This window comes from Lysobacter sp. GX 14042 (genome assembly GCF_021390425.1).
GTDB lineage: Bacteria > Pseudomonadota > Gammaproteobacteria > Xanthomonadales > Xanthomonadaceae > Novilysobacter.
The window spans coordinates 358,740-373,089 of sequence record NZ_JAJUWY010000001.1 but is presented as its reverse complement, the minus strand read 5'-3'; the positions used below and the strand labels follow the sequence as shown (position 1 = coordinate 373,089).

10 protein-coding genes are annotated in these 14,350 nt (G+C 68.3%); 5 read left to right on the top strand and 5 right to left on the bottom strand.

Features of this window, described 5'->3' with window-relative positions:
• Nucleotides 1-191: 191 nt before the first annotated feature.
• Nucleotides 192-3,011 carry a TonB-dependent receptor gene (locus LY625_RS01695; protein ID WP_233737269.1) on the top strand — a complete coding sequence of 940 codons (2,820 nt, stop codon included), beginning with the start codon at nt 192-194 and terminating at the stop codon, nt 3,009-3,011.
• A 64-nt stretch (nt 3,012-3,075) separates the two neighbouring features.
• On the opposite strand, the gene LY625_RS01690 is transcribed toward LY625_RS01695, so the two are convergent.
• The 4 genes from LY625_RS01690 to LY625_RS01675 all read right to left on the bottom strand — a co-directional run bounded on the left by LY625_RS01690 (nt 3,076) and on the right by LY625_RS01675 (nt 8,494).
• Nucleotides 3,076-4,443 carry a replication-associated recombination protein A gene (locus LY625_RS01690; RefSeq protein ID WP_233737268.1) on the bottom strand — a complete coding sequence of 456 codons (1,368 nt, stop codon included), beginning with the start codon at nt 4,441-4,443 and terminating at the stop codon, nt 3,076-3,078.
• 54 nt (nt 4,444-4,497) lie between these two features.
• Nucleotides 4,498-5,226, bottom strand: coding sequence for a hypothetical protein (locus LY625_RS01685; RefSeq protein ID WP_233737267.1), 729 nt, complete (start codon nt 5,224-5,226; stop codon nt 4,498-4,500).
• 134 nt (nt 5,227-5,360) lie between these two features.
• Nucleotides 5,361-5,999, bottom strand: a complete 639-nt coding sequence (lolA, locus tag LY625_RS01680) for an outer membrane lipoprotein chaperone LolA (RefSeq protein WP_233737266.1) — start codon at nt 5,997-5,999, stop codon at nt 5,361-5,363.
• 125 nt (nt 6,000-6,124) lie between these two features.
• Nucleotides 6,125-8,494: a DNA translocase FtsK gene (locus LY625_RS01675; protein ID WP_233737558.1), complete on the bottom strand. Its 2,370-nt coding sequence runs from the start codon at nt 8,492-8,494 to the stop codon at nt 6,125-6,127.
• Between the two features lie 227 nt (nt 8,495-8,721).
• On the opposite strand from LY625_RS01675, the gene trxB reads away from it, so the two are divergent.
• The 4 genes from trxB to infA all read left to right on the top strand — a co-directional run bounded on the left by trxB (nt 8,722) and on the right by infA (nt 11,880).
• Nucleotides 8,722-9,675: a thioredoxin-disulfide reductase gene (gene trxB, locus LY625_RS01670; protein ID WP_233737265.1), complete on the top strand. Its 954-nt coding sequence runs from the start codon at nt 8,722-8,724 to the stop codon at nt 9,673-9,675.
• Complete coding sequence (locus LY625_RS01665) at nt 9,644-10,819, top strand: GNAT family N-acetyltransferase (protein ID WP_233737264.1); 1,176 nt, start codon at nt 9,644-9,646, stop codon at nt 10,817-10,819. Before trxB ends, LY625_RS01665 begins: the two co-directional genes overlap by 32 nt.
• Nucleotides 10,816-11,562 (top strand): leucyl/phenylalanyl-tRNA--protein transferase, encoded by a 747-nt coding sequence (gene aat / locus LY625_RS01660; protein WP_233737263.1) that lies wholly within the window; start codon nt 10,816-10,818, stop codon nt 11,560-11,562. Before LY625_RS01665 ends, aat begins: the two co-directional genes overlap by 4 nt.
• 99 nt (nt 11,563-11,661) lie before the next feature.
• Complete coding sequence (gene infA / locus LY625_RS01655; RefSeq protein WP_233737262.1) at nt 11,662-11,880, top strand: translation initiation factor IF-1; 219 nt, start codon at nt 11,662-11,664, stop codon at nt 11,878-11,880.
• Between the two features lie 81 nt (nt 11,881-11,961).
• On the opposite strand, the gene clpA is transcribed toward infA, so the two are convergent.
• Entirely contained in the window at nt 11,962-14,235 is a 2,274-nt protein-coding gene (gene clpA, locus LY625_RS01650) for an ATP-dependent Clp protease ATP-binding subunit ClpA (protein WP_233737261.1), read from the bottom strand.
• Nucleotides 14,236-14,350: the final 115 nt, after the last annotated feature.

Genomic DNA, 14,350 nt, shown 5'->3' with positions numbered 1-14,350 from the left:
TGGCGCCTTCCTGATCGTCGTTTGGCCGCAGCACCTTAACGCGGCCGCAACACCCGGCGTGCACGGCGGGGCGTTGTTATAACCAAAGGGCCACTGACGTCCTGCGTGAGACTGGCTCCACAACTGCAGCTCCTGCGGCACCGCCTCTGACCGGTCGCCGGCCTTTCACTCCAAAGAAGAACAGGATCCACATGTCCCGATACAACAACCGGCTGCAGCGCAGCCGACTGAGCGCCGCGTTGCTCGCGGTCCTCATCACTCCGGTCGCCGGCCTCGCCCTGGCCCAGGATGCGGCGCCCGCCAAGGCCGACGCGAAGAACCTCGATACCGTCACCGTCACCGGCTCGCTGATCCCGGTCACCGAGGTCGAGACCTTCACCCCGGTGACCGTGGTGTCCGCCGAGGACATCCAGATGCGCGGCTTCCAGAGCGTTGCCGACGTGCTGCAGCAGTCTACCTTCTCCACCGGTGGCGTGCAGGGCGGCCAGACCTCGGCCTCGTTCACCCAGGGTGCCGAGGCCTCCAACATGTTCGGCCTCGATCCCGGGTACACCAAGTACCTGATCAACGGCCGCCCGATGGCCAACTATCCGGCGCTGTACAACGGCTCGGACGTGTTCAACAACATCAGCGGTATTCCGGTCGCGCTGGTCGACCGCATCGAGATCCTCCCGGGCGGCCAGTCCTCGCTGTACGGTTCGGACGCGATCGCCGGCGTGGTCAACGTCATCCTGAAGAAGAACCTAGACGCCGCCGAGATGTCGATCCGCGGTGGCTGGTTCAGCGAAGGTGGCGGCGACAGCGTGCGCTTCACCTTCGCCGACAGCTTCTCCGGCGCCGACGGCCGGCTGAATTCGCTCTTCGGCATCCAGTACGACGAGCGTGACCCGATCTGGGGCTTCCAGCGCGACATGACCGCCACGTACAACAACGACGGTTACAGTGCGCCGCATCCGAGCCGCGATTTCGTGGTGATCGATGCGCTGGAGAACTCCTACATCTTCACCGACCCGGCGAACTGCGCCAACGTGACCGGCAACTTCGGCGGCACCACCCAGAAGTGGAACCGTCCCGATTACGGCGAGTACTGCGGTTCGTTCAAGTCGCCGGGCTACCGCACCCTGCGCAACGGCAAGTCCAGCACCCAGCTGTACTCCTACACCACCTTCGACCTCAACGACAGCGTGCAGCTCTATGCCGAGCTCATGGGCAACTACGAGGAGGTGGAGTACGCCACCGGCTCCAGCTACACCTGGTGGGGCACCAGCGTCGGGTATGGCGCCTACTACGATCCGGACCTCGGACGGCTGGTCAACCTGCAGCGCTCGTTCGCCCCGGAGGACATCGGCGGACTGGGCTACCAGGACATCCTCAACACCGACCGCAACAAGTCCTATACCGCCACCTTCGGCGCCAGCGGCTACCTGGGCGACTGGGACTACAACGTGTTCGCTTCGCGCAACGAGTACAAGCTGAGCGAGCGCGGATGGCAGCGCTGGGCCGATCCCATCGACCAGTACTTCAGCGAGCGGGTGCTCGGCCCGGAGCTGGGGCTGGATCCCATCTACAACGCCTACCCCGTGTTCCGCCCCGATTATGCGGCGTTCTACCAGCCGATCTCGCCGACGGACTTCGCGGCCTTCAGCGGCTACACCACGTCGCAGGCACGCACCTGGGACAACCTGCTGCGCGCGCAGTTCACCAACGGTGCGCTGTTCTCGCTGCCGGGCGGCGACGCCGGCTTCGCGGTCGTGGCCGAAGTAGGCAACGAGGGCTGGGAATACAACCCCGACCAGCGCCTGCTGGACGGCGACGTGTGGGGCACCAGCTCGGTCAACGGCAATGGCCATCGCAGCCGCTACGCGGTAACCAGCGAGTTGCGCATGCCACTGCTTGAGCAGCTGACCGTGACCGCCTCGGCCCGTTACGACGCGTTCGAACTGGACGGCAACACCACTGACAGCCCGACCTACAGCCTGGGCGTCGAGTACCGGCCGATCGACACCCTGCTGCTGCGCGGCAAGTACGGTACCGCGTTCCGCGCGCCGACCCTGTCCGACACCAACCAGGGCCTGAGTGGCTACTACTCGTTCGACACGGACTATTACCGCTGCTCGCAGGAGGGTTTCGACCCGGCGAACACGGAAGGCTGCACCTGGGATAGCGTCCAATACGAGGGTTCGCAGGCCGGCAACCCGGAACTGGAGCCGATCGATGCCGACGTGTGGAGTGCCGGTTTCGTGTGGGCCCCGACCGCGAACTTCTCGCTGACCGCGGACTACTTCAACTGGAAGATCGAGAATGAGGTCGACCAGATCAACGCCGACCAGCTGCTGCTGACCGAGTACTTCTGCCGCACCGGTGCTTCGGGTACACCGATCACCAGCTGCGACAATGCCCTGGAGTGGATCCAGCGCGACGCCAACGGTGGCCTGGTGTCGATCTTCACCCCCAAGGTGAACGTCGCCAAGCAGGACCTGGAGGTCGCCACCGTCAGTGCGAACTACCAGCTCGACATCGGCAGCTACGGCAGCCTGGCGTTCGCGGCCAACTACACCAACAACCTCAAGCACACCGTGACCCCGTCGCCGGGCGACGAGCCGATCGACCTGCTGCGTGACCCGTACTACATGTGGATCTACGACGCCTACGCCAAGACCCGTACCGATGCGTCGGTGTCCTGGGCGAAGGACAAGTGGACCACCACCGTGTACGCCAACCGCATCGGCAAGACCCCGAACTACCTCGCTTACGCCGGCGACGGCTACGACTACGTCCATGATTCCGGTGCGACGGCCGGCAAGTGGGATGCGTACACCACCTACAACCTGAGCCTGAACTACCGTGCGACCGACAACGTGCAGCTGGCGATGATGATCAACAACGTCCTCAACGAGATGCCCGACGATCAGGCATCCAACTTCCCGGGGACCGAGAGCACGCCGTACAACAACTACCTGTACGACGTGTTCGGCCGGGCGATCTACCTGGAGGCGAAGTACAGCTTCTGAGTCCGGATCCTGCCGGCAACATGGAAAAGCCCCGCCGATCGGCGGGGCTTTTTCGTCGTTCGGCTCAGGTGCCCTGGTGGCCTGGCGCCTTGCGCGCCCGTTCACGGGCCCCGCGCAGCGCATCGAGCTTCTGCTTGAGCTTGATCTCCATCCCCCGCTCCACTGGCTGGTAATAGACCTGCTCGCCCATCGCATCCGGGAACCCGGTCTGGTCCAGCGCCACGCCGCCGGCGGCGTCGTGGTCGTACTGGTAGCCCTTCGAGTAGCCCAGCTGCTTCATCAACTTGGTCGGGGCGTTGCGCAGGTGCATCGGCACCTCCTGGGTGCCGTGCTCGCGCACGTCCCGGCGCGCCGCCTTCCAGGCCACGTAGGCGGCGTTCGACTTGGCGGTGCTGGCCAGGTAGAGCACCAGTTGGGCCAGTGCCAGCTCGCCCTCCGGGCTGCCCAGGCGCTCGAAGGTGTCCCAGGCGTCCAGCGCCATGGTCTGGGCGCGGGGGTCGGCCAGGCCGATGTCCTCGGTCGCCATGCGGGTCAGCCGGCGCGCGAGGTAGGCCGGGTCGGCGCCGCCGTCCAGCATCCGCGCGAACCAGTACAGCGCCGCGTCGGGATTGGAGCTGCGGACCGACTTGTGCAGGGCCGAGATCTGGTCGTAGAACTGCTCGCCGCCCTTGTCGAAGCGGCGGGTACGGTCGGCCAGGACCTGGACCAGGGTGTCTTCGGTGACCGTTCCACCCTCCTCCCCGGCCAGTTCGGCGGCTATCTCCAGCAGGGTCAGTGCGCGCCGGACGTCGCCGTCGGCCGCCGAGGCGATCTGCGCCAGCAGGTCGTCGGGCACCCGCAGGCCGTGGCCGCCCAGGCCGCGTCCGCTGTCCTCCAGCGCCCGACGCAGGCTGGTGCCGATGTCGGCGGCCGACACCGCCTCCATCACGTGTACGCGGCAGCGCGAGAGCAGCGCGGAGTTCAGTTCGAACGAGGGGTTCTCGGTGGTGGCGCCGACGAAGACGATGCTCCCGCGTTCGATATGTGGCAGGAACGCGTCCTGCTGCACCTTGTTGAACCGGTGCACCTCGTCGACGAACAGCACGGTCCGCCGGCCCTCGGCAAAGCGGGCCGCCGCCTCGGCGAGCACGGAGCGGACCTCGGGCAGGCCGGAGAGCACGGCGGAGATGGCGCGGAATTCGGCTTCCGCGTAGCGGGCCAGCAACAGGGCCAGGGTGGTCTTGCCGCACCCCGGAGGCCCCCAGAGGATCATCGAATGGATGCGGCCGGATTCCACCGCCCGGCGCAGCGCCGAGCCCGGGGCCAGCAGCCGTTGCTGGCCGACCATTTCATCGATCGTGCGCGGCCGCATGCGTTCGGCAAGGGGCTTGAGCGCCTCGTCCTCGCGGTCGAGCAGGTCGGGAGTGGAGTCAGGCGTGCGGGTGCGGCTCAAGGCGTGGGATGGCGAAAACGGGGCGTGCCACGATAGCAAGCCGGGGCCGGTATATCAGCGCGTGGCCACCGCTTCGGGCCGGGTGGCCTCGTCGATCAGGTTGGCGCTGGCGCCGAGCTCATAATCGACGCTCAGCCAGCGGCCACTTTCGAGGTCATACAGCGCATCGACGCGGGCATCGGTCAGGCCTTCGACATCGAAGTCGGCAGTCCCGGTGGCCTGCACCTTGACCAGTGAGCCGGCAAGCGGGGCAACGCGGACCTGGTCGGCGTTCCATCGCACCGGCTGCATCGGGAACTCGGCGCCCAGCGCCTGGTCCACGCGGCTGTCCAGTGCGCGGGCGACGTTGGAACCGGGCGCCACCGCCTCGAAATCAGTCCGGTCCGGCCCCAGCTCGAGCACCGGCGAGACCACCGCGGTGGTCTGGGTGTCGTACAGCGCCTGGAAGCGGAACGGAATCCACTCATCCGACTCGCCGAGGCGCACCCTGCCCTCGCCGCTCACGGTGCGGTCGCGGATGCTTGCCGGCTCCATCGCGATCCGGTCCAGCTTCACGCCGACGTCCTGCTCGCCGAAGCGGGTGGTGATCGCCCCGATCACCGCCGCGGCAGTGGCGCCATCGATTGCCTGGGCGCCTTCCGCCCGCGCTTCGGGACCGGCCAGTGCGGCGGCCCCGATCGCGGTTTCCCCGGGTTCGGGTTGCCCGGCGGGAAGGCTGGCTGCCCACCCGCCCGCAGCCACCAGGGCGGCCATCAGGGAAAGGGATTGCAGTTGGCGGCTCATCGGATCACCCCGGGGAAACAAAGCGGCCCTCGGGCCGCCGGGTGATCATTCTGGGTAGGGGTACGTGCAAGCCCCGTGATCCCAAGTCACTGAAACTGAACGGTTTTGATTTGCCCGCCCCGCAGGGATGCTCCTCAGGGCTCGCCGATGACGTCCACGCCCGGCGGCGGGGTGTAGGTGAAGGTTCCGGCCGCGAAACCGGGATTGCGGGTCCAGTGCTGGAAGCTGATGACCGTCCGCTGGCCCACGGCGTCGACCAGCTCCATCTGCGCCAGCTGGTCACCCTGGAACCCGAGCCGGGCGCTGCTGAAGCTGCCGTCCTCGCTCTTCGGGGTCAGGCGCAGCCATTCCAGGCCATCGGCACCCGCCTGCTCGGCGAGGTTGTAGCGGCGCTCGAGCTGGCCCGGGTCCACCAGCGCGGCAAGGGGGCTGTTGGCTTCCTCGGCGCCCTGCGGGCGGACGCTGACCTGCTCCAGGTCGGGCTCATGGATCCAGACCTTCTCGCCATCGGCGACGATCAGTTGCGGATACGGCGCGGTGTACTCCCAGCGGAACAGGCTCGGCACGGACAGCTGGACGGTTCCGGCGGAGGTCTCGCGCAACTCGCCGCGAGCGTCGTACACCTGCTGGCTGAAGCTGCCGTCCAGCCCCTTCAGGCCGGTGGTGAAGGCATCGAGCCGGTCGCGCGCGCCCGCGAAGGCGGAGCCGGCCACGGCGGTCGCCAGCAGCAGGCCGGTGCCCCAGCGCAGGGTCTTGGACTTGGTTCGGATCATGCGTTTCGGTCTCCGGTTGTGCGGCGGCCAGGCCCCTTCGGGCAATGTGCGGAGTGTGTCGCGCGATGGCTGAACGCGCACTCACGAAATGCCCGCGCGGCGAGGCAAGGCCGCACCCGGGATGCTCAGTCCCTCGGCGGCGGCGGCGCGAGCACGGTGCGGTCGCCGTTGTGCTCGGGCGGGGAGACCACGCCGGCGGCCTCCATGGCCTCGACCAGGCGCGCGGCCCGGTTGTAGCCGATCTTCAACCGCCGCTGGACGCCGGAAATCGAAGCGCGGCGGGTTTCGGTGACCACCCGGACCGCATCGTCGTAGAGCGGATCGGACTCGTCGCCGTCGCTGGTGCTTTCGGGCAGGCCGTTGGCGCCCACGACCACCCCGTCGCCCATGCTCTGGACCTCCTCCAGCACGCCCTCGATGTAGTCGGGCTTGCCGCTGACTTCCTTGAGGTGCTCCACCACCCGGTGGACTTCCTCGTCGGATACGAAGGCGCCGTGCACCCGCTCGGGCATCGCGGTCCCGGGCGGGAGGTAGAGCATGTCGCCGTGGCCGAGCAGGGTTTCGGCACCGGACTGGTCGAGGATGGTGCGCGAGTCGATCTTGCTGGAGACCTGGAAAGCGATGCGGGTCGGGATGTTGGCCTTGATCAGGCCGGTGATCACGTCCACCGAGGGCCGCTGGGTGGCCAGGATCAGGTGGATGCCGGCGGCGCGGGCCTTCTGCGCCAGCCGCGCGATCAGCTCCTCCACCTTCTTGCCGACGATCATCATCATGTCGGCGAACTCGTCGATGATCACGACGATGTGCGGCAGCGGCTCCAGCGTCGGCGGGGCTTCCTCGACCTCCGGGTTGGGCTTGAACAGCGGATCGGTCATCGGCTGGCCGCCGTCGGCGGCCTCCTTGACCTTCTTGTTGAAGCCCGAGAGGTTGCGCACCCCGACCGCGCTCATCAGCTTGTAGCGGCGTTCCATCTCCGCCACGCACCAGCGCAGGCCGTTGGCGGCCTCCTTCATGTCGGTGACCACCGGCGCCAGCAGGTGCGGGATGCCCTCGTAGACGCTCAGCTCGAGCATCTTCGGGTCGATCATCAGCATCCGCACGTCCTTGGCCGAGGCCTTGTACAGCAGGCTCAGGACCATCGCGTTGACCGCGACCGACTTGCCCGAACCGGTGGTGCCGGCGACCAGCAGGTGCGGCATGCGGGCCAGGTCGGCCACCGTCGAGCGGCCGGCGATGTCCTTGCCCAGCGCCAGGGTCAGCGGGCTGGCGACCTTGTCGTACTCGCGCGAGCGCAGCAGCTCGGACAGGTAGATCATCTCGCGCTGGGTGTTGGGGATCTCCAGGCCGATGACCGACTTGCCGGGGATCACGTCGACCACGCGGACGGCCTTGACGCTCAGTCCCCGGGCGATGTCCTTGTCCAGCGAGCTGATCTGGCTGACCTTCACCCCGGGCGCCGGCTCGATCTCGAAACGGGTGATCACCGGGCCGGGATAGGCGCCGACGACCGTGGCTTCGATCCGGAAGTCGCGCAGCTTGAACTCGATCTGCCGCGACAGGGTTTCCAGGGTCTCCTGGCTGTAGCCCTGCGGCTGTGGCTTGGGATCGTCCAGCAATGCCAGCGGGGGAATGCCGCTGCCATCGCCGACGTGGAACAGCGGGATCTGCTGCTCGCGCCGGGCACGCTCGCTCTTCTCGACGGTGGGCGCCGGCGGCGGCTCGATGCGGACCGGGGCGCGCTTGGCCCGCTGCTCGCTGTCGACCTTGCGTACCTCCTCGCGCTGGCCGCGCATCGCCCGTGACTGCTTCCACTGGCTGGCCTCGCGGCTGCTGCGGCGCAGGAGCTTTTCGAGCACCGGCCCGAGCGCGAGCACCCAGTGTCCGAGCCGGTCCATGACCGCGAACCAGGAAATGCCGGTGGCGAGTGTGATCGAGGCCAGCAGCAGTGCCAGCAGGAACAGGTTGCCGCCGACCGGGCCGAAGGCTCCATGCAGTGCGCTCCCCACCTGATACCCGAGGACGCCCCCACCGCCACCGCGCAGGCCCTCCACCGCTCCGATCCGTAGCTGCAGCAAGCCCGTCGACGAAACCACAAACCCGACAAGCCCCACTAAGCGCAGCGCAGGACCGAATTGCCCTTCCTCTCCCCCGCGCTCCGGGTCCATGCGGAACAGCGCAATCCAGGCAATGGCGCCCAGCACGAGCGGCAACAGGAATGCGACGTAGCCGAAAAGATGCAGCAGCACGTCGGCCAGCCAGGCGCCGACCGGTCCGCCGCGGTTGTGCAGCGGCGTGGCGACGCTGCCCGACTGCGACCAGCCCGGATCGGACGGTGAATACGTCGCCAGGCAGACCAGCAGGTACAGCAGGAACGGCGCGATCAGGATCAGCGCGATGTCACGCAGCAGGCGCTGGCGGCGCGGCGAGGTGGCCTCGCCGGCGGACGCCGGTTTCTTCCTGCGGGAGGCGGAGGGGGCTTGCGCCACTTGATGTATTGCCTTAGCCGGTTGCGGTTAGCTGTTGAATATACGGGGAATGCCAGGTTGTCGCACGTCTCGTGTCTGGTCGAATCCGCCGTGGCCGGCCACGTGGCGGAATGCTGCATCCGTTGCCGTCGCCTTGTGCGGCCCGGGTGCGGTCGCCAAGCTATGCCCATCCGATGGCCGCCGAGGCGGCCCCTTGCCGCCGCTGGGCGGCGCCCCACGAGCGTCGAATCATAGCAATGAGCCCGAGCAAGCACTCCCGCGTCATCATCCTCGGTTCCGGCCCGGCCGGCTGGACCGCCGCCGTCTACGCCGCCCGCGCCAACCTCAAGCCGTTGGTGATTACCGGCCTGCAGATGGGCGGGCAGCTGATGACCACCACCGAGGTGGACAACTGGCCCGGCGATGCCCACGGCCTGATGGGACCGGACCTGATGGCCCGCATGCAGGCGCACGCCGAGCGCTTCGACACCGAGGTGGTGTTCGACCACGTCCACACCGCCGACCTTTCGCGCCGCCCGTTCCGCCTGACCGGCGACAGCGGCGAGTACACCTGCGATTCGCTGATCATCGCCACCGGGGCCAGCGCCAAGTACCTGGGCCTGGAGTCCGAGCAGACCTACATGGGCCGGGGCGTGTCGGCCTGCGCCACCTGCGACGGGTTCTTCTACAAGGACCAGGAGGTCGCGGTCGTCGGTGGTGGCAACACCGCGGTCGAAGAAGCGCTGTACCTGTCCAACCTGGCCCGCAAGGTCTACCTGGTGCACCGCCGTGACAGCCTGCGGGCGGAGAAGATCATGCAGGACAAGCTGTTCGCCAAGGCCGAGGCCGGGAAGGTGGAGCTGGTCTGGAACCACGTGGTCGAGGAAGTGCTGGGCGACGACAACGGCGTGAACGGCATGCGCCTGCGCTCGACCCAGGACGGCGGCAGCCGCGAGATCGCGGTCAACGGCTTCTTCGTGGCGATCGGCCACACCCCGAACACCTCGTTGTTCGAAGGCCAGCTGGAGATGGACGGCGGCTACCTGCAGATCCGCTCCGGCCTGGCCGGCGGCGCGACCCAGACCTCGGTGCCCGGGGTGTTCGCGGCCGGCGACGTGGCCGACCAGGTCTACCGGCAGGCCATCACCTCGGCCGGTTTCGGCTGCATGGCGGCGCTGGATGCGGAGAAGTTCCTCGACCTGGAAAGCTGAGCCGCGGATCGTCCGCGACCTGCGGACGGTCGATCCGGCCGACTGGGACCGCCTGCACGACGGGCGCGACCCGTTCGTCAGCCACGCCTTCCTGTCGGGGCTGGAGGCCTGCGGCTGCGTGCGCCCCGAATGGGGGTGGCAGCCGCGGCACCTCACCCTGTGGGATGGGACGCGGCTGGTGGCGGCGGCGCCCGGCTACCTGAAGCACAACTCCCACGGCGAGTTCGTGTTCGACCATGCGTGGGCCCACGCCTTTGCCCGCCACGGGCGCGATTACTTCCCGAAGTGGCTGGGCGCGGTGCCCTACTCGCCCGTGACCGGCCCGCGGCTGCTGGCGCCGGATGCGGAAGGCCGCGCGGCGCTGGTCGAGGCGGTCGAGGTCCTGTGCCGGACGGAGGGGCTGTCCTCGGCGCACGTCAACTTCCATCAGGCCGGCGAGACGGCGGCATTCGGGGATGGCTGGCACGAGCGCCTGGACCTGCAGTACCACTGGCGCAACGTCGATGGCTGGGGCGGGTTCGGGGACTTCCTCGGCGCGCTCGGCAACCGGGCGCGGAAGAACATCCGCCAGGAGCGGGCGAGACTCGCCGCTGTCGGGATCGGCTTCCGCGTGTTGCATGGGGACGAGGCGGCCGACGAGGACCTCGCCGCGATGCACGGCTTCTACCTGCAGACCTTCTCCGAGTACGGCAACCATCCGGCACTGACCCTCGGGTTCCTGCGCCACCTGGCCCGCACCCAGCCCCGCTCGCTGGTGGTGATCCTCGCCGACCACGGCGGCGTGCCGGTCGCCGGTGCGCTGTGCCTGCGCGGCGCCGACACGCTGTACGGCCGCTACTGGGGCAGCGCCATCGACCTGCCGGGCCTGCATTTCGAAACCTGCTACTACCAGGGCATCGAGTACTGCCTGCGTGAAGGCCTGTCGCGCTTCGAGCCCGGCGCGCAGGGCGAGCACAAGATCGCCCGCGGCTTCCTGCCGGCACGGGTCCGCAGCCATCACTGGATCGCCGAACCGGCCTTCGATGCCGCCATTGGTGCATGGTGCCGGGACGAGGCCGCCTCGGTCCTGGAGTTGGAGAAAGTGTTGCAGTCGCGCTCGCCCTACCGGCACGGACGGCTGGCGCGGCAAGGGCCCGCAGGATGAGCCTGCGCCTGGCCCGGCTGCCGGCGGACCCGGCCGCGCCCTTCCCCGACCCGTCGCTGGCGTTGCGCGAACCCGACGGGCTGCTCGCCATCGGTGGCGACCTGGAACCTGCGCGCCTGCTCAGGGCCTACGCCAGCGGGATCTTCCCCTGGTACTCCGACGGCCAGCCCCTGCTGTGGTGGTCGCCCGACCCACGGACGGTGTTCACCACCAATGCGGTCCGGATGCCGTCGCGCTTCCGCCGGCAGCTGCGTGGCTCCGGCTGGGTGGCCACCGCGGACACGGCATTCGACGAGGTCATCACCGCCTGTGCCACCGCGCCGCGCCCCGGACAGGAGGGCACCTGGATCACCGCGCAGATGCACCGGGCCTATCGGCGGCTGCATGCCCTCGGCCACGCCCACTCGGTCGAGGTATGGAGCTCCACGGGCGGGCTGGTCGGCGGAATCTACGGCGTGGCGGTGGGACGGATGTTCTTCGGCGAGAGCATGGTCAGCCTGGCGTCGGGCGGCTCGCGCGCGGCGCTCGGTGCCTTGGCGATGCGCCTGCGCGACTGGAACTGGCCGCTGATCGATGCCCAGCTCGACAATCCCCACCTGCGCAGCCTGGGCGCGCAGTCCTGGCCGCGGGCGCGCTTCCTGGACGCGGTGCGTGAACTGACGGCGTGCCCCGGCGCACCGGGTTCGTGGACCCGGCGCTTCGGCCGCATCGAGGCCCACGCGCTTGCGCCGGTGCGCGGCTGAACCGCCTTCCCGGCTGCTTTTGCCTGATGCGCCGCCACGTGGCACAATTGGCCGCTTTCCCGGTGGCAATCCAGCCGCCGCATGCGAACCAGGGTACACATGGCAAAAGATGACGTGATCGAATTCGAGGGCACGGTGGCGGAGACCCTTCCGAACACCATGTTCCGCGTGCGCCTCGAGAACGGGCACGAGATCATCGCCCACATTTCCGGCCGCATGCGCAAGCACTACATCCGCATCCTCACCGGGGACAAGGTCAAGGTCGAGATGACCCCGTATGACCTGACCAAGGGACGCATCACCTATCGCATGAAGTGATGGCGACAGGTCATTGAAGGAAAAAGGCAGCCGATGGCTGCCTTTTTCGTTTGCGGGGCGTGTTCGCGGGCGCGTGCCCGCCTAGCCCGCGGTGACCGGCTCCGGGTGCTGGCAGGTGCCTTCGGTCTCGATCACCAGTTCGTCGTCGCGCACGTCCACGGTGACCTTGCCGCCGTCCATCAGCTTGCCGAACAGGACCTCGTCGGCAAGCGGGCGCTTGATCTTCTCCTGGATCACGCGGGCCATGGGACGCGCGCCCATCTGCGGGTCGAAGCCGTTGCGGGCCAGCCATTCGCGGGCCGCGGCGGTCGCCGACAGCGCCACGTCCTTCTCCTGCAACTGGGTTTCCAGCTCGATCAGGAACTTGTCGACCACCCGCAGGATGTGCTCGAAGCCCAGCGGCTGGAACTGCACGATCGCGTCCAGGCGGTTGCGGAACTCCGGGGTGAAGCCCTTGCGGATCGCCTCCATGGCGTCGGTGCTGTGGTCCTGCCTGGTGAACCCGATCGTCCGCCGCGAAGCCTGGGTAGCGCCCGCGTTGGTGGTCATCACCAGGATCACGTTGCGGAAGTTCGCCTCCCGCCCGTTGGTGTCGGTCAGGGTGCCGCGGTCCATCACCTGCAGCAGGATGTTGAAGATGTCCGGATGGGCCTTCTCCACCTCGTCCAGCAGCAGCACGCAGTGGGGGGTCTTGACGATCTTCTCGGTCAGCAGGCCGCCCTGGTCGAAGCCGACGTAGCCCGGGGGCGCGCCGATCAGGCGGCTGACCGAGTGCGGCTCCATGTACTCGGACATGTCGAAGCGCACCAGCTCGATGCCCAGCTGCAGGGCCAGCTGGCGGGTGACCTCGGTCTTGCCCACCCCGGTGGGGCCGGCGAACAGGAAGTTGCCGATCGGCTTGTCGGGGCTGCCCAGGCCGGAGCGGGAGAGCTTGATCGCCGAGGCGAGCTGCCCGATCGCGGGGTCCTGGCCGAAGATGACCATCTTCAGGTTGCGCTCGAGGTTTCGCAGCACGTCCTTGTCGTTGGCCGACACCTGCTTGGCCGGGATCCGCGCCATCTTGGCGATCACCTGCTCGACCTCCTCGACGTCGATGCGGGCCTTGCGCTTGTCTTCCGGCAGCAGCCGCTGGCGCGCGCCGGCCTCGTCGATCACGTCGATCGCCTTGTCCGGCAGCAGCCGGTCGGCGATGTGCTTGACCGACAGGTCGACCGCCGCCTGCAGCGCCTCGTCGTCGTAGGCGACGCTGTGATGGGTCTCGTACTTGCCCTTCAGCCCGCGCAGGATGTCCACCGCCTCGGCCACGGTCGGCTCGACGATGTCGATCTTCTGGAAGCGCCGGGCCAGCGCCCGGTCCTTCTCGAAGATGCCGCGGTACTCCTGGAAGGTGGTCGAGCCGATGCAGCGCAACTCGCCCGACGACAGCGCCGGCTTGAGCAGGTTGGAGGCGTCCATGGTGCCGCCCGACGCTGAGCCGGCACCGATGATGGTGTGGATCTCGTCGATGAACAGCACCGCGCCGTCGACCTTCTTCAGCTGCGCCAGCACGCCCTTGAGGCGCTTCTCGAAGTCGCCGCGGTACTTGGTGCCGGCCACCAGCGCGCCCAGGTCCAAAGCGTAGATGGTGGTGTCGGCCAGCACCCCGGGCACCTCGCCGTCGACGATGCGCTTGGCCAGCCCTTCGGCGATCGCGGTCTTGCCGACGCCGGCATCGCCGACGTACAGCGGGTTGTTCTTGCGCCGGCGGCAGAGCACCTGGATGGTGCGCTCGACCTCGTCGCCGCGGCCGACCAGCGGGTCGATCTTCCCCTCCCGGGCACGCTCGTTGAGGTTGACGGCGAACTCGGTCAGCGGATCGGACTTGCCCTCCCCGCCCTCGGCGGGCTGCGCGTCGGCTTCCGCCGCGCCGTGCCCGGACTCGCCCTGTCGGGCGACCCCGTGGGAGAGGTAGTTCACCACGTCGAGCCGGGCGATGTCCTGCTGGTTGAGGAAGTAGACCGCATGCGAGTCCTTTTCGCCGAAGATCGCCACCAGCACGTTCGCGCCGGTGACCTCCTTCTTGCCCGAGGACTGCACGTGGTAGACGGCGCGCTGCAGCACGCGCTGGAAGCCCAGGGTGGGCTGGGTGTCGCGGTCGACGTCGTCCGGCAGCACCGAGACCGACGTGGCCACGGCCTGTTCCAGCTCGCCGCGCAGCCGCGGGAAGTCGGCGCCGCAGGCCTTGAGCACGCCCTCTGCCGAGGGGTTCTCAAGCAGCGCCAACAACAGGTGCTCGACCGTCATGTACTCGTGGCGCGCATCGCGGGCGCGCTTGTAGCACTGGCCGATGCTGTATTCGAGATCCTTGCTGAACATGGAGTTGGATTGCCTCCGCAAACTACTGCACCACGATGTGGGGGTGCCGGGAACGGTTCTCCATGCCTGGCGCTGCATGGTCCGGGCCGTCCTGTTTCGACCCCGTTCAAGGACC

Excerpts from the sequence above, each read along its gene's own strand:
- LY625_RS01695 (WP_233737269.1), top strand. The coding sequence starts at position 192 with ATGTCCCGATACAACAACCGGCTGCAGCGCAGCCGACTGAGCGCCGCG.
- LY625_RS01685 (WP_233737267.1), bottom strand. The coding sequence starts at position 5,226 with ATGAGCCGCCAACTGCAATCCCTTTCCCTGATGGCCGCCCTGGTGGCT.
- clpA (WP_233737261.1), bottom strand. The coding sequence starts at position 14,235 with ATGTTCAGCAAGGATCTCGAATACAGCATCGGCCAGTGCTACAAGCGC.
- infA (WP_233737262.1), top strand. The coding sequence starts at position 11,662 with ATGGCAAAAGATGACGTGATCGAATTCGAGGGCACGGTGGCGGAGACC.
- trxB (WP_233737265.1), top strand. The coding sequence starts at position 8,722 with ATGAGCCCGAGCAAGCACTCCCGCGTCATCATCCTCGGTTCCGGCCCG.
- lolA (WP_233737266.1), bottom strand. The coding sequence starts at position 5,999 with ATGATCCGAACCAAGTCCAAGACCCTGCGCTGGGGCACCGGCCTGCTG.
- LY625_RS01665 (WP_233737264.1), top strand. The coding sequence starts at position 9,644 with ATGCGGAGAAGTTCCTCGACCTGGAAAGCTGAGCCGCGGATCGTCCGC.
- aat (WP_233737263.1), top strand. The coding sequence starts at position 10,816 with ATGAGCCTGCGCCTGGCCCGGCTGCCGGCGGACCCGGCCGCGCCCTTC.